We start from the raw sequence: 20,620 nt of genomic DNA, 5'->3' as shown, positions 1-20,620 counted from the left end.
CTGCGGTCAGCCGCTCGCAGGTGAAAGGCCTGGCGCGGGAAGGCGCCTGACCCGCTGAGCGCCCGGCGCTCACTCCTCGCCGGAGAAGCGACCCCACGCCGACTGCCGGGTCACGCCCAGCGCCTCGCCGATCCGAGCCCACGTGACGCCCTGCTCCCGCAGCCGCGCCACACACTCGCGCAGCCCGCCCTCGACCTGGTCCGACGCCGCGGCCATGCGCGGCAGCAGCTCGAGCAGTTCCTCCGCGCTCATCTCGTCCCACACCCGCAGACGTGCCTCCTGAGGCGGTGCCGCCTGGGACGGTGCTCCCCCGGCTGCCCGGGACGGTCCCGCCTCGGCGAGCTTGGACGGTTCCGCCTCGGCGGGCCTGGACGGTCTCGCCTCGGCGGACAGGATGTCCTGGCACAGCGCGACGCAGACGTCGCAGATGTAGACGCCGGGACCGGCGATGATCTTCGCGACCTCCCTCTCGGGCTTCCCGCAGAACGAGCAGATCAGCGTCTTCTCACGCGCTCCCGGCATGCCAGCTCCCCGTGGACGGTTCCGATCGTCAGGCACACCCTGACGACTTGTCAGGCATCACCTTACAGAGCCGGGTCACGCGCGGGGCCAGCCACTCGTCCGGCGTGGCGAGAGGCGACCGTCCGGGCTCAGATGTCGTACGTGGCGACCACCGGTGCGTGGTCCGAGAACCGCTGGTCGTAGGAGGCGGCACGGTCGACGCCGGCGTCGGTCGCCCGCTCCGCGAGCTCGGGGGTGGCGAGCTGGTAGTCGATCCGCCAGCCGGCGTCGTTGTCGAACGCCTTCCCGCGCCACGACCACCAGGTGTACGGACCGGGCCGGTCACCGGCGACCTTGCGGCCGACGTCCACCCAGCCGTCGGCGAACCACTTGTCGAGGTAGGCGATCTCCTCGTCGAGCACGCCGGAGGCCTTGTTGTGGTTGCCCTTCCAGTTCTTGATGTCCACCTCGCGGTGGACGATGTTGAGGTCCCCGCCGACGACGACGTCGCGCCGGCCGTCACGGGCCTCCTCGGCGAGCTCCCCCAGCCGCTTCGTGACCTTCTCCAGGTGCGCGTACTTCAGGTCCATCTTCGGCGTGTTCGCCGTGCCGGAGTGCACGTAGACGGACACCACCGTCAGCGGCCGGTCGGCGCCCGCCACGTCGAGGTCCATCTCCACCCAGCGCCCGGTGTCCACCGGCTCCTCGGGGACGCCGTTGCCCAGGCCCACCCGCACGGCCGTGGCGGGCAGGCGCGAGGCGATGGCGACGCCCGCACGCCCCCTGATGTCGCACGCGTGGTGTGCGGTGGTCCACTCCTGCCCGAGGTGCGCCTCGAGGACGTCGTCCGTGGCGCGGACCTCCTGGAGCAGCATGACGTCGGGCCGGCGCTCCTCGACCCACCTGCCCATGCCGCGCTTGTAGGCCGCGCGGATGCCGTTGACGTTGACGGAGGCGATCTTCATGCGTCCATCCTCGCCGATGCCGCCGACATCCCCGGCCGGCGGCCCGGTCACCGGCCGGCCGGCACAGGCCGACGAACAGCGCCCGCACCGGGGAAGATCGGTGTCCGGGGCGGACAGCGATCTTCCCCGACGGTGCGCGGCATCACACCGAGCGCAGGCAGGCCACACCGTTCGGGTGCTGCGGGCTGGCGCCCCCGCTCCCGCGGGGACCCGCCCCCTCAGCCCTGCGCGGCCTGCCGCTCCGCCGTGTCCACGACGTTCGCGAGCAGCATCGCCCGGGTCATGGGCCCGACCCCGCCCGGGTTGGGCGAGAGCCACGACGCCACCTCGGCGACGCCGTCGGCGACGTCCCCTCGCAGCTTCGCCTTGCCGGAGACCGGGTCGACGGTCCGCGAGACGCCGACGTCGAGGACGACGGCACCCGGCTTGACCATCTCCGCCGTGATGATCCCCGGCTGGCCCGCCGCCGCGACGACGACGTCCGCCTCGCCGACGTGCTTGGCGAGGTCGCGCGTGCCGGTGTGGGTGAGCGTGACGGTGGCGTTGACGTCCTTGCGGGTGAGCAGCAGCCCGATGGAGCGGCCCACGGTGGTGCCGCGTCCCACGACGCACACCTCCTTGCCCGCCAGGCCGACACCGTGGCGGGCGAGCAGCTCGAGCACCGCCCGCGGGGTGCACGGCAGCGGGGAGGTGACCTCCTCCTTCACCCGCAGGACGAGCCGCCCGAGGTTGGTCGGGTGCAGCCCGTCGGCGTCCTTGGCCGGGTCGATCAGCTCGAGCACCGCGTTCGTGTCGATGCCCTTCGGCAGCGGCAGCTGCACGATGTAGCCCGTGCACGCAGGGTCGGCGTTGAGCCGCTCCACGGCGGCCTCGACGTCGGCCTGGGACGCGTCGGCCGGGAGGTCCTCACGGATCGAGGCGATGCCGACCTCGGCGCAGTCGCGGTGCTTGCCCGCCACGTACGCCTTCGAACCCGGGTCCTCCCCCACCAGCACGGTGCCGAGCCCCGGCGTGACGCCCTTCGCCTTCAGCGCGGTGACGCGCTCGGCCAGCTCGGCCTTGATCGTCGCCGCGGTCGCCCGGCCGTCCAGGACCTGAGCCGTCACTGCTGCAGGCCCGGGTAGAGCGGGAAGGACTCGGTGAGCGCGCGCACGCGGGCCCTCATGGCCTCGGCGTCGGTGGAGGCGCCGTTGACCAGCGTGGTCGCGATGATGTCCGCCACCTCGGTGAACTCCGTGGCGCCGAACCCGCGGGTCGCCAGCGCGGGGGTGCCGATGCGCAGGCCGGACGTCACGCGCGGCGGGCGCGGGTCGAACGGCACGGCGTTGCGGTTGACGGTGATGCCGGCGTCGTGGAGGAGGTCCTCCGCCTGCTGACCGTCGAGGGCCGAGTTGCGCAGGTCGACGAGCACCAGATGAACGTCGGTGCCGCCGGTGAGCACCGAGACGCCGGCGTCGCGCACGTCCTGCGCGGAGAGCCGCTCGGCGATGATCCGCGCGCCCTCGAGCGTGCGGCGCTGGCGGTCCTGGAACTCCTCGCCGGCCGCGATCTTGAACGCCACGGCCTTGGCGGCGATGACATGCATGAGCGGTCCGCCCTGCTGGCCGGGGAAGACGGCGGAGTCGAGCTTCTTGCCGAAGGCCTCCTTGTCCCGGGAGAGGATGAACCCGGACCGGGGGCCGCCGATGGTCTTGTGGACCGTGGAGGAGACGACGTCGGAGTGGGGCACCGGGGACGGGTGCAGCCCGGCGGCCACGAGGCCGGCGAAGTGCGCCATGTCGGTCCACAGGTACGCGCCGACCTCGTCGGCGATCTCCCGGAACGCGGCGAAGTCGAGCTGGCGGGGGTAGGCGGACCAGCCGGCGATGATGACCTTCGGCCGGGCCTCGAGCGCCTTCTCCCGGACGGCGTCCATCTCGATGCGGTGGCTCTGCTCGTCGACGCCGTAGGCGGCGATGTCGTAGAGCTTGCCGGAGAAGTTGATCTTCATGCCGTGCGTGAGGTGGCCGCCGTGGGCGAGGGAGAGGCCGAGGACCTTGTCACCGGGCGTGGCGATCGCGTGCAGCACCGCGGCGTTGGCCTGGGCGCCGGAGTGGGGCTGGACGTTGGCGTACTCGGCGCCGAAGAGGGAGGTGGCACGCTGGATCGCGAGGTTCTCGGCGATGTCGACCTGCTCGCACCCGCCGTAGTAGCGGCGGCCGGGGTAGCCCTCGGCGTACTTGTTCGTCAGCACGGACCCCTGGGCCTGCAGGACGGCGCGCGGGACGAAGTTCTCGCTGGCGATCATCTCGAGGGTCTCGCGCTGGCGGGCGAGCTCGCCGTCGAGGACGGCCGCGATCTCCGGGTCCAGCTCCGCGAGGCTCTGGTTCGCCACGGACGTGTCAGGTCTGGTCTGGCTCATGGTTCCTCCGCTGTCGGTCACGCACGGCACGTGCGTGGATGCACTCCGTTAGGTGACCCTCGGCCCAGGCGGACGACCTCGGGGATCCTGCTCGTGCCGCTCCCCGGTGGTGACCCACCTGCTGGCGCCAGTCGCGACGCGACGAGACTACCAACTCAGGCGGGGGCGTCCTGCTCCGGCAGGTCGGCGAGCTCGGCGTCGGCCTCCGGGCCGTCCTCGCCGAGGATGCGCCGCAGGTAGGCGTACGTGAGGTCGCCGGTGTGCTGGTCGAACTGGTGCTCGTAGCCGGCCTTGTTGTACATCGCCAGGTTGTGCTTGGAGTCCTGCCCGGTGAAGACCCAGACCTCCTTGGTCTGCTCGGGGAGGTACTGCAGCACCGCCATGAGCAGCTGGGTGCCGATCCCGCGGCCCTGGAGGTCGGGGACGACGGCGAGCCGGCCGAGGGTGGCGCGCTCGGCCTCCAGCTCCACCCGGACCGAGCCCACGAGACGGTGGCCGATCCACGCGCCGAGAGTGACGACGTCGGGCCGGCCGATGTCGGCCACCAGCTCGGTGAGCGACTGCGTGAGCGCCGGGAGGTTGGGGTCACCGTAGAGCTGCGCCTCGGTCACGAAGGCGGCCCGCCGCACGGTGAGCAGCTCGCCGGCCCCCTCCTCGGTGATGAGGTCGATCTTGACGTCGTCCATCCCCCCAGTCTGGCATCAGAGCGCGCCCGCGGTGGCCCGTACCCGAACGGCGGACGCGGCGCCCGCGCGCGACCGGGCCGACTACCCTGCGACGGATGAGCACCCCGACCGCGCACCTCGTCCTCGCCCTGTCCTGCCCGGACCGGCCCGGGATCGTGCACGCCGTCTCCGGGGCGCTCGCCGAGCACGGCGGCAACATCACCGAGTCCCAGCAGTTCGGCGACCCCTCCACCGGGCTGTTCTTCATGCGGGTGCAGGTGGAGACCCGGGCGCCGCTCGCCGAGGTCCGTGCTGCGCTCGAGGAGATCGCCGGCACCTTCGCCATGACGTTCACCCTCGACGAGGTGGGCCGGCCGGTGCGGACGCTGATCATGGCGTCCAAGGACCCGCACTGCCTCTCGGACCTGCTGTTCCGCCACCGCTTCCAGCGGCTGCCGATCGAGCCGGTCGGGGTCGTCGCGAACCACCCCGACCTCGCCCCGATCGCGGCGTTCTACGACGTGCCGTTCCACCACGTGCCGGTGACGAAGGAGACGAAGGACCAGGCGGAGGCCGAGCTGCTGCGGCTGGTGCGCGACCTCGACGTGGAGCTGGTCGTCCTCGCGCGGTACATGCAGATCCTCTCGGACCGGGTGTGCCAGGAGCTCGCGGGCAACGTCATCAACATCCACCACTCCTTCCTGCCCAGCTTCAAGGGCGCCCGCCCCTACGCCCAGGCTCACGGCCGCGGCGTGAAGCTGATCGGCGCGACGGCGCACTACGTGACCGCCGACCTCGACGAGGGCCCCATCATCGAGCAGGACGTCGAGCGGGTGACCCACTCCGACGACGTGGCGGAGATGGTGGCCCGCGGTCAGGACGTGGAACGCCGGGTCCTCGCCCGCGCCGTGCGCTGGCACGCCGAGCACCGCGTGCTGCTCGACGGCCGGCGCACCGTCGTCTTCCCGTAAGGCGCACTGCGTGGTTCTGTAGGCACCGCCGTCGTCCCGTAGGCGCACCGTCGTCTCCCCAGGCGCACCGTCGTCGTCCCGTACGACCGCCTGCGCCGGGCCTCGCTCCGCGCACGCCTCGCTCCCTGTGGACCGCCCTTGCACGCGACCTGCCCAGCCCCTCGACATTCAGGGGGCAGTCGGCTAGGTTTTCTCCATTCGAGGCGCCAATTCGCCCCGGCTATTTCATCTTTTGGTCCAACGGTGGGCCGAAAAGGGGGCAGCACGTGGGTCGCGCAGATCCGACCACCTCCCGCGCTCGTGGGCGGACCCGTCGAGCAGTGATCTCGCTGCTCTCTGCGGGACCGCTGTCGCGTGCTGAGATCGCCCGCCGGCTGGGCATCTCCCCCACCACCGTCTCCAACCTCGTGACGGAGCTGCTGGAGAGCGGCTCCGCCGTCGAGCGGGCGACCACGGACGGGCGCCGGGGCAGGCCCGCCCGGACGGTCTCCCTGGTGCCTGCGCCGGGCCTCGTGGCCGGCGTCGACATCGGGCGCACGCACCTGCGGGCCGCACTGGGCTCCCGGGACGGGGAGATCCTGGCCGAGCGCGGGGTCGCGCTGCCCGCGGGCCACACCGGCCAGCAGACCGTCCCGGTCGTGCTGGAGCTGGTCGGCGACCTGCTCCAGCACGCCCCGGGATCGGCGGGGCAGCTCGTCGCGGTCGGTGTCGGCCTGCCCGGGCCTGTCGACGGCCCCGAGCGCACGGTCGGGCCGGGGACGATCCTCACCGGCTGGGCGGGCTTCGACGTCGCCGGACGGCTCGAGGAGACGCTCGGGGTCCCGGTGGTCGCGGAGAACGACGCCACCCTGGGCATGCTGGCCGAGGCCCGCTGGGGCGCCGCGCAGGGCGTGACGGACGCCGCCTACGTGAAGATCTCCACCGGGGTGGGCGCGGGACTGCTGCTGGGCGGGCGGATCCACCGCGGCGCCGGTGGGACGGCGGGCGAGCTCGGCCACACCCCGCTCCAGCCGGAGGGCGCCGTCTGCCGGTGCGGCAACCGCGGCTGCCTGGAGACCGTCACCTCCGTCCCCGCCGTGCTGGAGATGCTCCGTCCGACGCTCGGCGAGGGGCTCACCATCGAGCAGGTGGTCGCCGCCGCCGACGCCGGGGACCCGCCCTGCCGGCGTATGGTCGAGGACGTCGGGCGCAACCTCGGGCGCGGCGTCGCGCTTCTGGGCAACCTTGTGGACCCCGAGGTGGTCGTCCTGGGCGGGCCCCTGGTGGCCGCGGGCGAGCCCTTCCTGGCGGCGGTGAGCGCGTCGCTGCGACGCTCCGTCATCCCCTCCGTCGCCAGGCGCCTGCGCGTCGTCCCCGCAGCACTCGGCTCACGCACGGAAGTTCTGGGCGCGCTCGCGCTGGCGCTCGAGCACGCCCCCACCCCCTATGGCTACCTGCTGGACTGAGCGACCATGTTCGATCACGTGAGAGGAAGTGCGTTAGACGGACCCCTACCAGTGGCAATATGTCGGCCCCCAGATCACAACACGGCGACGATTTCCTCCAATGCCTCGCTCAATATCGGTTCAGGGGCACACTGAAGAACCGGATGCCCGGCCCTCTGGCCGGTCCCCGTCCCGGCGGCACGCCGGAACGGTCGGGACGACGATGTTTCGAAGGAGAAGCACGATGCGACGCACAGCGACGGTGGCCGGGATCGCGGCCGCCAGCCTCATCCTCGCCGCCTGCGGCGGCGGAGGTAACGGCGGTACCGACGGCGCCACCGGCGGTGGCGGCGGGGGCGGCGGGGACCAGGTGGAGGTCTTCACCTGGTGGGCCCAGGGCTCGGAGAAGGCCGGGCTGGACGCCCTGGTCGGGGTGTTCAACGAACAGCATCCCGACGTCGAGTTCGTCAACGGCGCGGTCGCCGGCGGTGCCGGCTCCGCCGCCAAGGACATGCTCCAGTCCCGTCTGCAGGCCGGCGACCCACCGGACACCTTCCAGGCCCACGCGGGCCAGGAGCTGACGGACTACATCAACGCCGGCCAGATCCAGGACGTCTCGGATCTCTACGACGAGTTCGGCCTCACCGACGTCTTCCCGCAGGACCTCATCGACCTGCTCACCGTCGAGGACGCCATCTACTCGGTGCCGTCGAACATCCACCGCTCCAACGTCGTGTGGGCGAACCCCACGGTGCTCGAGGAGGCCGGGATCGACCCCGCGGCCGTGCCCGAGGACATCGACGCCTGGATCGCCGACCTGGAGAAGGTCAAGGCCGCGGGCAAGACCCCGCTGTCGGTGGCGACCACGTGGACCCAGGTGCACCTGCTCGAGACCGTGCTCATGGCCGACCTCGGGGCCGAGGCGTACAACGGGCTCTGGGACGGCAGCACGGACTGGAACGGCGCCGAGGTGACCAAGGCGCTCGAGCACTTCGACACCCTGATCGGCTTCACCAACACGGACCGCGACGGCCTCGACTGGCCCGAGTCGACCCAGATGGTCATCGACGGCAACGCCGCCTACAACGTCATGGGCGACTGGGCGGTGGCGGCGTTCGAGGAGCAGGGCATCGAGCGCGGCACCGGCTTCGTCGACTTCCCGGTCCCGGGCACCGACGGGATGTTCGGCTTCCTGGCCGACTCCTTCACCCTCCCGGAAGGTGCGCCGCACCCCGACGGCGCCAAGGCGTGGCTCGAGACGGTCGGGTCCCTGGAGGGCCAGGTCGCGTTCAACAAGGCCAAGGGCTCCATCCCGGCCCGGACCGACGCCGACCCGGCCGAGTTCTCCGAGTACCAGCAGAGCGCGATCGAGGCGTACGGCCAGGACACGATCGTGCCGTCGCTGGCGCACGGCGCCGCCTCCCCGATCGCCGTGCTGAACGGCATCTCCGACGCCACCAGCAAGTTCACCACCGGCGCCTCGGACGTCAAGACGTTCCAGAGCGAGCTGGCGACCGCCGCCGGCGGCAGCTGACCCCGAGCATGGCGGGTGCGGGACGTCCCGCACCCGCCACAGGCCGGCGGTTCCCGCCCGGCCATCCACCCCGGACGACCGCCCGCCGCAGGCGCCGGTCGTACTCGTCCACGATCTTGCTGGAGCTCCCGTGAAGACCGTCAAGCGCTGGGGTCCGCCGCTCCTGCTGCTGGCCCCCTCCCTCATCCTGATGGCCGTCTTCGTCTACGGCTTCATCGCGCTGAACTTCCAGACCTCGTTCACCGACAACCACACCGCACAGCAGGCGGCCGGGAGGGCGCCCGTCGCCCTCGTCGGGCTCGAGAACTACCTCGCGCTGCTGGGGTCGGAGGCCTTCCAGCACTCGCTGAAGAACCTCCTGCTCTACACGGCCGTCTTCCTCGTCGGCACCATGGTGATCGGCTTCCTGTGGGCGTGGGTGCTCGAGCGGCCCGCCAAGGGCGAGGGCTTCTTCCGTTCGGTGTTCCTCTTCCCGATGGCCGTCTCGTTCATCGCCTCCGGCGTCGTGTGGCGCTGGCTCCTGAACTCCAACGAGGGCGAGAGCGCCCTCGGGCTGAACCGGCTGTTCCAGATCGTCGGCCTGGACTTTCTCCAGAACCCCTGGTGGAACAACGTCAGCTGGGGCATCGCCGCCATCGCCATCCCCGCCATCTGGCAGCTCTCCGGCTACGTCATGGCGCTCTTCCTCGCGGGGTTCCGCGGCATACCGGACGAGCTGCGTGAGGCGGGGCGCATCGACGGCGCCTCCGAGTGGCAGCTCTACCGCCACGTGATCTTCCCGCAGCTCTCGCCGGTCGCGCTCTCGGCGCTGATCATCATCGGGCACATGTCGCTCAAGGCGTTCGACCTGATCATGTCGATCTCCAAGCCGGCGAACTACCAGACGAAGGTGCCGGCGGTCGACATGTTCGTCTTCAAGTCCAGCTACGACTACGCCAACGCGGCCGCCGTCGGCTCGATCCTCCTGCTCATCGTCGCCGTGCTGATCATCCCCTACCTCGTGCACACCACCCGGAAGGAGGGCGGACGATGACCACCGCCGTCCCCGCCCCCGCACCCGTCGACGTCGCCGCGGGGCGTCCCGTGAGCGCGCCCGAGCGTCGCCCGGCGAGCCGGTACTCCGCGGGGCGGACCATCCGGTACGCGATCCTGCTGGTCTCGCTCGTCCTGGTCCTGATCCCCGTGTACGTCCTCATCGTCACCAGCTTCAAGGGCCCGGGCGACGCCACGCCGGCCCGTGCCTGGGCGCTGCCGCAGCTGTGGACCATGGACAACTGGACCGCCGCGTGGCAGACGCTCTCGCCGTCGCTCTTCCGCACGGTGCAGATGGTCGTCCCCGCGGCGCTCATCTCCGCCTTCCTGGGGTCGATGAACGGCTTCGTCCTCTCGCGCTGGTCCTTCCGCGGCGCCAACATCGTGTTCACGCTGATCCTCTTCGGGATGTTCATCCCCTACCAGGCGGTCATGATCCCGCTGCTCCAGCTGCTGCTGGACCTGCAGATCCCGAGCGGTGTCCCGTCCCTGATCCTCGTGCACGTCATCTACGGCATCCCGATCACCACGCTGATCTTCCGCAACTACTACGAGTCGGTGCCCAAGGAGCTCATCGAGGCCGCGCGGGTCGACGGCGCGGGCATGCTGCGCACGTACGTGTCGGTGGTCCTGCCGATCTCGATCCCCAGCTTCGTGGTCGTGCTGATCTGGCAGTTCACCTCCGCCTGGAACGACTTCCTCTTCGCGGTGTTCTTCTCCTCCAGCCAGAACGGCCCCGTCACCCTGGCCCTGAACAACCTGGCCAACGGCGCGCTGCTGCAGAACTACGGCGTGTCCATGTCCGGTGCGCTGCTGGCGTCGCTGCCCACGCTGCTCGTCTACATCGTGCTGGGCAAGTACTTCATCGGCGGCCTCATGTCGGGGTCTGTCAAGGGCTGACGTGCGCGGGCGGCCTGCGGGCCGCCCGCCCACGTGGGAGCATGGCGGGAACCGACGTGAGGAGCACTCCGATGTCGTCATCGCCTCCCCCCGGCCGCGAGCCGTACGAGCCCGGCCGGCACGACCCCGAAGATGCCCGCCCCGAAGCTGCCCGTCCCGAGGGCGACCGCCCGGAGGATGCCGGCGGCCGCACCCCGCAGGACGACGGCGCGACGTACTCCCAGCCCCACGGTGCCGGCTACCAGGGTGGGCCGCCGCCCGGATCGACGGGCACCCCGTACCAGGGCGTCCCCTACCAGGGCACGGAGGCTCCGCCCGGCACCCCGGCGTACCGCGGCGACCCCGAGCCCGGCTACGCCGACGCCGACTACCAGAGCACCCCGCGCCAGCCGTACGAGGGTGCCCCGTACCAGGGGGGTCAGTACCAGGGCCAGTACGCGGGCGGCCAGCACCAGGGTGGCCAGCACCAGGGCGGCCAGTACCAGGGCGGCCAGTACCAGGGGACGCCGTACGGCGGTGGCTACCGGGGAACGTCGTACGGCGGTCAGGCCCCCCGCAACGGGATGGGGCTGGCGGCGCTGATCGTCGCCGTCGTCTCGCTGCTGATCGCCTGGATCCCGTTCCTCGGACTCCTCGGCGGCCTCGGCGGGCTGATCGCCGTCGTGCTCGGGGCGATCGGGGTGGGCCGCGCCAACCGCGGGGAGGCCACGAACCGCGGCACCGCGATCGCCGGGATCGTCATCGGCGTGCTCGCGATCCTGCTGGCCATCGCCTCGACGATGTTCGGGTCGTTCCTGCTCTCCGAGGTCTTCGGGCCCGAGTTCCAGGCCTGCGTGGAGCAGTACGGCGACGACCCCACGGCGCTCCAGCGCTGCCTCGAGAGCGTCAGCACCGGCAGCTAGAGGCGGAACCCCGCGGCCGCCGGTCCCGGACGCCCGCATCGGAGGACCGGGGTCGGAGGACCGGTGACGGAGGACCGCACGATGCTCGCGAGGCTCGTCGGGAGCGGCGACCGGATCGCGCTGGTGACGGCGCCGGTGCTGGTTGCCGCGGTGGTCCTCCAGGTCGCCTTCCCGTCGGTCTTCGCCGTGGGCGGGCCGCCGGTCCCTCTGGCGGTGATCTCGGTCGTCCTGCTGGTCCCTGGCCTGGTCCTCTGGCTGTGGTCGGTCGTGCTGATCCTGCGGCACGTCCCGCGCGGCGAGCTGATCACCCACGGGCCCTACGCGCTCGTGCGTCACCCGCTCTACACCTCCGTCGCCCTCCTCGTGCTGCCCTGGGCGGGTTTCCTGCTCGACACCTGGCTCGGGGCCGTGGTCGGTCTCGTGCTCTACGCCGCGACGCGCAGGTACGCGCCCGCCGAGGAGGTCGCGCTGTCCCGGGCCTTCGGCCCCCGGTGGGACGCGTACCTCCGGACGGTCCGGTTCCCTCGCGTCTGACCGCTGGTAGGGACGAGAGGAGGCGCCGCCCACGGCGGGCGGCGCCTCCTCTCGTCCTGGCTACCGGTGTCTCAGGCTGCCGGCTTCCCGGCCCGCGAGTAGCTCTGCGCGGGCACGTCACCGGCCGGGCCGCGCCCGGGCCGGTCCGCCGGCGGCCCGACCGGGGTCTCCCCCGGACGGCCGGGCCCCGTGGGCCGGTCGGACGGCTTGCCCGTCCCGGGACCGGACGGCGCCTCCTCCGGCGTCACCTCGACCAGCACGGCGACGGTCCGCGCCGGCACGGTCACGGTGCCGGTGGCGGCGTCGTAGGTGGTGGTCCGCACGACGTCGTCGGCGCCGTCCGCCTGGACCGGCGAGAGGACGTACTCCCGGCCTGCCAGCTCCACGAGCGTCTCCGTGACGGGCTCGGGCGAGGCGTTGAACACGGTGAGCACGCCGTCCAGCGCCGGGTCCGCGTCCTCGCCCACGCGGTCGTCGACGTGCATGACGATGACGCCGGGCGTGGCCTCCGGGCCGGAGCCCGGGAAGCTGACCTTCTCCTGGATGAGCTCTGCCGAGCCGAGCCGGAAGAGGTCGGTGGAGGCACGCAGCCGGAGCAGGTCCTGAGCCTGCGCCGCCGCAGCGTCGATGTCCGCCGGGGCGGGCGTGAGCGCCGGGTCGGCGAGCAGCGGCGCCATCACGTCCCACTTGTCCTCGTTGTCGGCCGCCGGCGGCAGGCCCACCCCGAAGTTGTTGCTCTGCCGGGACCAGTCGAGCAGGTTGAAGTGGTCACCGGAGTTGTAGCTGTTGCGGTCCAGCGACTTCGAACGCAGCAGGTCCGCCCCCGCGTGCCAGAAGCTGGGGGTCTGCGACAGCGCCGTCGTCGCCAGCGACAGCGTGTTCATCCGCACCCGGTCCGCCATGGGGGTGTCGACGGGCAGCTTGAGCGCGAGGTTGTCGAACAGCGTCTCGTTGTCGTGCGCGTCGACGTAGGTGATGACCTCCTCCGGGCTGTCGGCGTACCCGGCCGGCTGGCCGTTGTAGTCCAGCTCCTCGCCGCGCTGGACCGTGCCCGCGCTGGTGAGGAACGAGTACTCGCGCAGGTTCCCGGCCAGCCCCAGCCGGACCAGGTCGGTGGCGTGGGCGAGCCGCGCCGCCTGCTCCTCGGGCGTCCCGGCGGCGACGGCGTTCGGGTCCGTGGCGAGCCCGGAGCCGAAGCCCTGGTACACGCGCTGGTCCTCGTCGAAGGGGCCGCCGCCGCGGACGGCGTCGCGCAGCCGGTCGGAGAAGGTCCCGATGCCGGTGCCGCCGAGCTGGCCCTGGGTGGCCTGGGTGAAGCGGGCGTTGTCCGCGACCTCGCCGAAGTTCCAGCCCTCGCCGTAGAGGTAGACCGCGGATCCGTCGACGCCGTCCTCCTCGAGCGTCAGCTCGTCGAGCGCCGCGCGCACGGCCTGCATGTTCTCCACGCTGTGGTGGCCCATGAGGTCGAACCGGAACCCGTCGACGCGGTAGTCGCCCGCCCAGGTCACGACCGAGTCGACCATGAGCTTCTCGGCCATCTCGTGCTCGGTGGCGACGTTCTGGCAGCAGGTCGAGGTCTCCACGGAGCCGGTGGCCGAGAGGCGGTGGTAGTAGCCGGGGACCACGCGGTCCAGGACCGACCTCTCGCCCTGACCGGACTGGGCGGTGTGGTTGAAGACCTGGTCGAGGACCACCTGGAGCCCGGCGTCGTGCAGACCGCCGACCATCGAGCGGAACTCGGCCACCCGCGCCCCGCCGTGCTGGTTGCCGGGCGAGGCGTAGGACCCCTCCGGCACCGAGAAGTGGTACGGGTCGTAGCCCCAGTTGAAGGCGTCCTCGTCCGCGACGGCGGCCACGGCGGCCTGCTGCTCGGCCGAGTCGGGCGCGGCGTCCGCCGGGATGTCCGGCACCGCCTGGCGGGCGCGGTCCTCCTCGATGGTGGCGATGTCGAACGTGGGCAGCAGGTGCACGGTGTTCATGCCGGCCTCGGCGAGGTCGCGCAGGTGGTCCGTGCCCGCCGTGCCCTCGAGGGCGAAGGCGGCGTAGGTGCCGCGCAGCTCCTCGGGGACGGTGGCGTCGGCGACGGAGAAGTCGCGGACGTGAAGCTCGTAGATGGTGCGGTCCACCGGGTTCTCGATCACCGGCGCGGGCGTCTCGTCCCAGAGCCGGGGTGCCCAGACGTCGTCGTCGAGGTCGACAAGGACGGAGTGGGTGGAGTTCAGCGTCAGGCCCGCCGAGTACGGGTCCGTGACCACGTTGGTCTCCACAGTCCCGGTGGCGGGGACGAACACGTCGACCTCGTAGCGGTAGGCGCGGTCCTCCCAGCCCGCCTCGCCGGCGACCGTCCAGGCGCCGTCGTCCTCCCGGGTCATCTCGACCCGCTCCGGCTCGCCGGTGCCTGCGCCGTCGGCCCAGAGCAGCAGGTCGACGTCCTTGGCGGTGGGCGCCCACAGCGCCAGCGACGGGACACCGCCGGCCCACTCGGCACCGAGCGCCCGGTCCGCGGCCGCGTCGGCGTAGAGATCGTCGAGAACGCCGGGCAGCTGGACGCCGGTGAAGGCGGTGGCTCCGCCGTCGGCCCCGCGCTGGAGGACGGCGACCTGGCCGGTGAGGAGATCGGCGACGGCGGAGCGCTCGAGGCCCTCCACCGTGAGAGCGACATGGTCCGCCAGGTGCGGGAACCGCTGACGCAGCTCCTCGCTCAGGCCCGCGGGGTCGTAGGCCAGCGTGACCTCCTCGCCGCCGGTGCCCGCGCCGCCGTCGAGCGCGAGGCCCCCCTCGGGGGCGTGGTGCAGGGACCAGGTCAGCGTGGTGGGGTCGGCGCCGCCGAGCAGGTCGCGCGGCCAGGCCAGCGTCCCGGCGTCGAGCCAGTGGGAGCGCTGCTGCCCCGCGCCGGCGAGCGGCGGGTCGGTGACCTCGATGGCCAGCTGGTGCGTGCCGATGTCGTAGGTGAACGTCACCGCCTTCCCGGCCGTCGCGGCGAAGGTGTAGTTGGCGCCGTCCCGGGCGCCGCCGACGCCGTAGTTCTCGGCCCAGCTGCGGTTGTGGGCGACCTTGACCTCGTACGTCCCGCCCGGGAGGGCGTCGGTGGTGAAGGTGAACGTCCCGTCCCGCTCGGGGTCGAGCATCCAGCTGGCGAGGCAGTCCGGCTGCCAGTCGCCGGAGCAGCCGAGCTCGCTCTGGAAGGACCCGGGCAGGGTGATGATCGGGCCCTGCGAGGTGTTGGTGAAGTCGTGGGTGACGGGGTCGTAGATGAAGGTGACCTCGCCGCCGGCGTGGGTGTAGCGGACGTTGTCCCCGCCGGGCACGCCGCCGGCGCCGTAGTTGACGTCCCAGCTCCCGCCGACCGCCACCTTGTACTCGTACTCGCCGGCGGGCAGCGTGAAGGTGCCGACGTACTTGCCGGACGGCTCGTCCAGCGTCAGGGCCGCGGCCGCGCAGTCCGGCTGCCAGTCGCCCGGGCAGCCCATGGCTGCGTTGTGGCTACCCGGCACCGTGACGAGGTCCCCGCCGACGGGCTCCTCGGCCGGGGCCCCGGAGACGTCGACGCCGACGGCGGCGAAGCTTGACGCCGCGGCCCTGCTGCCGTCCGCGTCCACGGTGACGGCGCGGTACTCCACGAGCGTCCCGGCGGGCAGTCCCTCGGTGTCGTGGAAGACGCGCGGGGTGTCGTCCTCGGCGGTGCCGAGCGGGTGCCAGTCGGTCTCTCCGACGAGCCGGTAGGCGAAGGACGTCTCGGCCCAGCGGTCGTCGACGACGTCGGCGCTGACCGGGGCGAGCCCCTCCACCTTGGCGCCGGCGCCCTGGGCGAGGGTGATGGTCTGCTCCCCCGTGCCGGCCACCGGGCGGTCGGCCTCGAGGACGACGGCGGCCAGGGCCGGGACGGTGAGCGTCACGGCCCCCGCGGGGTCCGCCGTCGCCGGCTCGTCCGTGCCGTGCAGCGGCGCGTAGGCCGCGCCCGGGGTGAGGGTGGTGAAGGTGACCGTCTGCGCCGTCGCGGCGTTGTTCACGGCGACGAGGTGCTCGACCTTCTCCTCCCGGTCCACGCGGGCGAAGGCGTAGACGCCGGCGCCCTCGGTGGCGTGCAGCTCGATCTGGGCGCCCGCGTCCAGCGCGGGGTGGGCGTCGCGCAGGGCGGCGAGTCCGGCGATGTGCCCGTACAGCGGCGCGGCGGTGTCGAAGTGGTCGCCGGCGCCGAAGGTGGTGCCGTCGAGCAGGGGCTGGTCGACGTACTCCTGGGTCTGCGAGGCGAACATGTCCTGCCGGGCCGACTTGTCGTTGCCCAGGCCCACGAAGCCCTGCTCGTCGCCGTAGTAGACGACCGGCTGGCCGCGGGTGAGGTACATAAGCGAGTGCGCCAGCGCGGACCGCTCGAGCTCCGCCCCGCTGCCCTGGAGCAGGTTGCCGACCCGTCCCATGTCGTGGTTGCCGAGGAAGGTGGGCAGCGCGTCGGCGCTGGAGTCCGGCGTCGTGTAGTAGTCGTCCGAGGCGAACAGGCCGGCCAGGCCGGCCGTGGTGAAGCCCTTGGCGAAGTTCAGTGCAGCGGACTGGTAGGCGAAGTCGAGGACCGAGGACATCTCGGTGTCGCGCACGTACGGCGAGGTGAGCCGCGCGTCGGCGTCGTAGACCTCGCCGAAGGTGAAGAAGTCGGGGTTGGTGGCGGCCGCGTGCGCGTCGATCGCCGCGGTCCACTGCTCCCAGAACTCGAGGTTCACGTGCTTGGCGGTGTCGATCCGGAACCCGTCGATGCCGAGGTCCATCCAGGTGGTGTAGACGTCGGTCATCGTCTCCACGACGGTGGGGTGCTCCGTCATGAGGTCGTCGAGGCCGTCGAAGTCGCCGTAGGTGACGGACTCCCCCGACCAGGTCGAGTTGCCGCGGTTGTGGTAGAGCCGGACGTCGCTCAGGGCCTCGGGGACCACCTCGCCTGTCCGCTCTGGCGTGTACGGGAACGACGTCGCCGCGTCCAGCTCGGGGAACGTGTCCGCCCCGGCGTGGTCGGCCGGGTCGAAGGCGTTGCCCGCCGCGTCGAGGTAGGGCGCGGTGTCCATGTCGACGTAGTAGTACTGCTTCTCCGTGTAGTCGATCAGGTCCGCGGTGTGGTTGGTGATGATGTCGAAGTAGACCTTGATGCCGCGGGCATGGGCGTCGTCGATGAAGCTCTCGAGCTCGGCGTTGGTCCCGAGGTGGGGGTCGATCTGGGTGAAGTCGGTGATCCAGTAGCCGTGGTAGCCCGCGGAGGCGTTCGCGCCCTCGCCCTGGACCGGGTTGTTCTTGAAGGAGGGCGTCAGCCAGATCGCGGAGGTGCCCAGGCCCTCGATGTAGTCGAGGCGCTCGCGCAGGCCGGCGATGTCGCCGCCGTGGTAGAAGCCCTTGTCCGTGGGGTCGAAGCCGGTGGTGAGCCGGTCGCCGTCGAGGCCGCCGGCGTCGTTTGCCGCGCTGCCGTTGGCGAACCGGTCCGTGAGGACGAAGTAGAAGTTCTCGCCCGAGCCCGGCGTGCGCACCGGCTCCGCGACGAGGGCGTCGTCCTCGGGGGTGTAGCCGCCGGCAAGGCCGGGCACCTCGAGGCTGACGCGGTCCGTGGCGTCGTCGTAGACGAAGCGCAGCGTGACGGGCGCGGTCAGGTGCAGCGGGACGTTCTGGGCCGGGTGCGCCTCGTCCCAGGTGCCGTCGAGGGCGACCTTGTACTCGTACGTGCCGGCCGGGACCTCGGCCTCGAGGGCGTAGACGCCCGCGGCGTCGGTCGGCGCCAGGGCCGTGGCGTCGCAGGCGGTGTCCCAGTCGGCCGCGCAGCCGAGCTCGCCCTGCAGCGAGCCGGCGAGGACGACCTGGCGGTCGGCCGCGGAGGCGGGGGCGGCCAACGAGGTGGCGGCGGCGCTCAGCCCGGTGAGGGCGAGGGCCGTCGCGCTCAGCGCGGCCACGGCGGTGCGCGGACGGTGATCCATTGCTCGGGTGACTCCTTCGTCGGCTGCGCCACGGCGCGCAGGTCGACCCGAGAGTAGCGGGCCTTGCAAATTTTCAGCAAGGTTGCAGATGCCATGGCCGCAAGTTCGCGGGTGGGCTCGAGGGAGCTGGCGAGCGAGACGGCAGACTCCGGCCGAGCACGAAGGCTGGCTCCGGCGCAGAGGAGATTCGGCTGCGGCGCGCGCGAGAGCCGGCTGTGGCGCGCGACAGAGCCGGCTGCGGCGCACGACAGACCGAGGGGCCTGTACCGGTGTCCGGTACAGGCCCCTCGGTCTGTCAGTGCGTGGAGGCGCCGGCCGTCAGACGAGGCCGAGCTCCTTGACGGCGTCGCGCTCCTCGACGAGCTCGTTCACGGACGCGTCGATCTTGCCGCGCGAGAACTCGGAGATCTCCAGGCCCTGGACGATCTCCCACTTCCCGCCCTTCGCCCGCACGGGGAAGGAGGAGATGAGGCCCTCGGGCACGCCGTAGGAGCCGTCGGAGACGATCGCCGCGGAGGTCCAGGAGTCGTCGGCGGTGCCGTTGACCCAGTCGTGGACGTGGTCGATCGCGGCGTTCGCGGCCGAGGCCGCCGACGAGGCGCCACGGGCCTCGATGATGGCGGCGCCACGCTTGGCCACCGTCGGGATGAAGTCGCTCTCGAGCCAGGACTGGTCCACGAGCTCCGCGGCATTCTTGCCGTCGACGGTCGCGTGGAAGATGTCCGGGTACTGGGTCGCGGAGTGGTTGCCCCAGATGGTGAGGTTCTTGATCGCCGAGACGGGAGCGCCGGTCTTGGAGGCGAGCTGGCTCAGCGCGCGGTTGTGGTCCAGGCGCGTCATCGCGGTGAAGCGCTCGGCCGGGACGTCCGGCGCGTGCTGCTGCGCGATCAGGGCGTTGGTGTTGGCCGGGTTCCCGACCACGAGCACGCGGATGTCGTCGGCGGCGCCGGCGTTGATGGCCTCGCCCTGGGGGCCGAAGATGCCGCCGTTGGCCTCGAGCAGGTCGCCGCGCTCCATGCCCTTGCTGCGGGGACGGGCGCCGACGAGCAGCGCCACGTTGGCGCCCTCGAAGCCCTGCTTCGGGTCGTCGAAGATGTCGATCCCGGCGAGCAGCGGGAAGGCGCAGTCGTCGAGCTCCATCGCGGTGCCCTCGGCCGCCTTGACCCCCTGGGGGATCTCGAGCAGGCGCAGCTTCACCGGGGTGTCCGGTCCGAGCAGCTGGCCCGAGGCGATGCGGAACAGCAGGGCGTACCCGATCTGGCCGGCAGCTCCGGTCACGGTGACGTTCACCGGTGTCGTGGTCATCGACGCACTCCTTCGTGGGGTGGGAGATATCTCGGCATCAAGATTACTCCCCGTGGCCCGGACCACATCACGGCCGTCCGAGTGGCGGGCCCCGGCGAATCCACGCCGACCGCGGGCACGGTGATCCCGGGAGACCAGCCGAAAACAGCAACGGTGAGGATTCAGTGCCATATACGCACCGAATCCTCACCGTTGACCGCGGGCGGCGGGCGCCGGGCCGCGGCCGCCGGGCGGCGGGCTGCGGCCGTCGGGCGGCGGCCGCTGCCCGGTCGGGGGCTTCCGCCGCCCGAGCGTCAGGCCAGGCGGGCCTGGAGGTTCTCGTCCAGGGTGGCGAGGAAGTCCTCGGTGGTCTGCCACTCCTGGTCCGGCCCGACGAGCAGGGCGAGGTCCTTGGTCATCTTGCCCGACTCGACCGTCTTGATGACGACGTCCTCGAGGGCCTCGGCGAAGCCGGTGACCTCGGGGGTGCCGTCGAGCTTGCCACGGTGCTTGAGGCCACCGGTCCAGGCGAAGATCGAGGCGATCGGGTTGGTCGAGGTCGGCTTGCCGGCCTGGTGCTGGCGGTAGTGCCGGGTGACCGTGCCGTGGGCCGCCTCGGCCTCGACGGTCTTGCCGTCCGGGGTCATGAGGACGGAGGTCATGAGGCCGAGGGAGCCGAAGCCCTGCGCGACGGTGTCGGACTGGACGTCGCCGTCGTAGTTCTTGCACGCCCAGACGTAGCCGCCCTCCCACTTCATGGCCGAGGCGACCATGTCGTCGATGAGGCGGTGCTCGTAGGTCAGGCCCGCGGCGTCGAACTGCGCCTTGTACTCGTTGTCGAAGACCTCCTGGAAGATGTCCTTGAAGGCGCCGTCGTAGGCCTTGAGGATCGTGTTCTTCGTGGAGAGGTACACCGGGTAGTTGCGCTGCAGGCCGTAGGAGAAGGAGGCCCGGGCGAAGTCGGCGATGGAGTTGTTGTAGTTGTACATGCCCATCGCCACGCCGCCGTCCTCGCCGTAGTTGGCGACGACGTGCTGGATCGGCTCCGAGCCGTCCTCCGGCGTGAAGGTGATGGTCAGCTGGCCGGCGCCGGGCACCTTGAAGTTGGTGGCCTTGTACTGGTCGCCGTGGGCGTGACGGCCGATGACGATCGGCTTGGTCCAGCCCGGCACCAGGCGCGGGACGTTGGAGATGATGATCGGCTCGCGGAAGACGACGCCGCCGAGGATGTTGCGGATCGTGCCGTTGGGCGAGACCCACATCTTCTTGAGGCCGAACTCCTCGACGCGGGCCTCGTCGGGCGTGATCGTGGCGCACTTGACGCCGACGTTGTGCTCCTTGATGGCGTGGGCCGCGTCGATGGTGACCTGGTCGTCCGTGGCATCACGGTTCTGGATCGACAGGTCGTAGTACCGCAGGTCCACGTCCAGGTAGGGGTGGATGAGCCGGTCCTTGATGAACTGCCAGATGATCCGGGTCATCTCGTCGCCGTCGAGCTCGACGACCGGGCCCGCCACCTTGATCTTCGTCATGGTCCCGCAACACTCCTGACCGCCCGCGAG

15 protein-coding genes and 1 riboswitch are annotated in these 20,620 nt (G+C 71.7%); of the genes, 7 read left to right on the top strand and 8 right to left on the bottom strand.

Annotated elements, in window-relative coordinates:
- Positions 1-69 precede the first annotated feature (69 nt).
- The 5 genes from ABD774_RS21685 to ABD774_RS10725 all read right to left on the bottom strand — a co-directional run bounded on the left by ABD774_RS21685 (position 70) and on the right by ABD774_RS10725 (position 4,553).
- Positions 70-522, bottom strand: coding sequence for a ClpX C4-type zinc finger protein (locus ABD774_RS21685; protein WP_425554524.1), 453 nt, complete (start codon positions 520-522; stop codon positions 70-72).
- 128 nt (positions 523-650) lie between these two features.
- Positions 651-1,466: an exodeoxyribonuclease III gene (locus ABD774_RS10740; RefSeq protein ID WP_345040826.1), complete on the bottom strand. Its 816-nt coding sequence runs from the start codon at positions 1,464-1,466 to the stop codon at positions 651-653.
- Between the two features lie 218 nt (positions 1,467-1,684).
- Positions 1,685-2,572, bottom strand: a complete 888-nt coding sequence (locus ABD774_RS10735) for a bifunctional methylenetetrahydrofolate dehydrogenase/methenyltetrahydrofolate cyclohydrolase (RefSeq protein WP_345040824.1) — start codon at positions 2,570-2,572, stop codon at positions 1,685-1,687.
- Entirely contained in the window at positions 2,569-3,867 is a 1,299-nt protein-coding gene (gene glyA / locus ABD774_RS10730) for a serine hydroxymethyltransferase (protein WP_345040822.1), read from the bottom strand. Before glyA ends, ABD774_RS10735 begins: the two co-directional genes overlap by 4 nt.
- A gap of 55 nt (positions 3,868-3,922) precedes the next feature.
- Positions 3,923-4,012, bottom strand: a riboswitch (ZMP/ZTP riboswitch).
- Positions 4,013-4,022: 10 nt separating this feature from the next.
- A complete protein-coding gene (locus ABD774_RS10725) occupies positions 4,023-4,553 on the bottom strand; it encodes a GNAT family N-acetyltransferase (RefSeq protein ID WP_345040819.1) in 531 nt (176 codons plus the stop codon).
- Positions 4,554-4,648: 95 nt separating this feature from the next.
- Here ABD774_RS10725 and purU point away from each other — a divergent pair, with 95 nt between their 5' ends.
- From purU to ABD774_RS10690, 7 genes are all read left to right on the top strand, one after another.
- Positions 4,649-5,503, top strand: a complete 855-nt coding sequence (purU, locus tag ABD774_RS10720) for a formyltetrahydrofolate deformylase (protein WP_345040817.1) — start codon at positions 4,649-4,651, stop codon at positions 5,501-5,503.
- Between the two features lie 266 nt (positions 5,504-5,769).
- Positions 5,770-6,948, top strand: coding sequence for an ROK family protein (locus ABD774_RS10715; protein WP_486327297.1), 1,179 nt, complete (start codon positions 5,770-5,772; stop codon positions 6,946-6,948).
- A gap of 223 nt (positions 6,949-7,171) precedes the next feature.
- The gene (locus ABD774_RS10710) at positions 7,172-8,461 is read left to right on the top strand and encodes an ABC transporter substrate-binding protein (RefSeq protein ID WP_345040813.1); all 1,290 of its coding nucleotides are present in this window, start codon (positions 7,172-7,174) and stop codon (positions 8,459-8,461) included.
- A 190-nt stretch (positions 8,462-8,651) separates the two neighbouring features.
- Complete coding sequence (locus ABD774_RS10705) at positions 8,652-9,494, top strand: carbohydrate ABC transporter permease (protein WP_345041018.1); 843 nt, start codon at positions 8,652-8,654, stop codon at positions 9,492-9,494.
- Positions 9,491-10,393: a carbohydrate ABC transporter permease gene (locus tag ABD774_RS10700; RefSeq protein WP_345040811.1), complete on the top strand. Its 903-nt coding sequence runs from the start codon at positions 9,491-9,493 to the stop codon at positions 10,391-10,393. Before ABD774_RS10705 ends, ABD774_RS10700 begins: the two co-directional genes overlap by 4 nt.
- Before the next feature lie 71 nt (positions 10,394-10,464).
- On the top strand, positions 10,465-11,295 hold the full coding sequence (locus ABD774_RS10695) for a DUF4190 domain-containing protein (RefSeq protein WP_345040809.1): 831 nt from the start codon (positions 10,465-10,467) through the stop codon (positions 11,293-11,295).
- A 63-nt stretch (positions 11,296-11,358) separates the two neighbouring features.
- Positions 11,359-11,829 (top strand): methyltransferase family protein, encoded by a 471-nt coding sequence (locus ABD774_RS10690; protein ID WP_345040807.1) that lies wholly within the window; start codon positions 11,359-11,361, stop codon positions 11,827-11,829.
- Positions 11,830-11,900: 71 nt separating this feature from the next.
- Here ABD774_RS10690 and pulA read toward each other — a convergent pair whose 3' ends face one another.
- The 3 genes from pulA to ABD774_RS10675 all read right to left on the bottom strand — a co-directional run bounded on the left by pulA (position 11,901) and on the right by ABD774_RS10675 (position 20,590).
- A complete protein-coding gene (gene pulA / locus ABD774_RS10685) occupies positions 11,901-17,774 on the bottom strand; it encodes a pullulanase-type alpha-1,6-glucosidase (protein ID WP_345040804.1) in 5,874 nt (1,957 codons plus the stop codon).
- 318 nt (positions 17,775-18,092) lie between these two features.
- A complete protein-coding gene (locus ABD774_RS10680) occupies positions 18,093-19,079 on the bottom strand; it encodes a malate dehydrogenase (RefSeq protein ID WP_345040802.1) in 987 nt (328 codons plus the stop codon).
- A gap of 293 nt (positions 19,080-19,372) precedes the next feature.
- Positions 19,373-20,590 (bottom strand): NADP-dependent isocitrate dehydrogenase, encoded by a 1,218-nt coding sequence (locus ABD774_RS10675; protein ID WP_345040801.1) that lies wholly within the window; start codon positions 20,588-20,590, stop codon positions 19,373-19,375.
- Positions 20,591-20,620 lie beyond the last annotated feature (30 nt).

This window comes from Georgenia daeguensis, assembly GCF_039537705.1.
Lineage (GTDB): Bacteria > Actinomycetota > Actinomycetes > Actinomycetales > Actinomycetaceae > Georgenia > Georgenia daeguensis.
The sequence above is the reverse complement of the archived record's forward strand: the minus strand, read 5'-3'. Positions and strand labels throughout refer to the sequence as shown.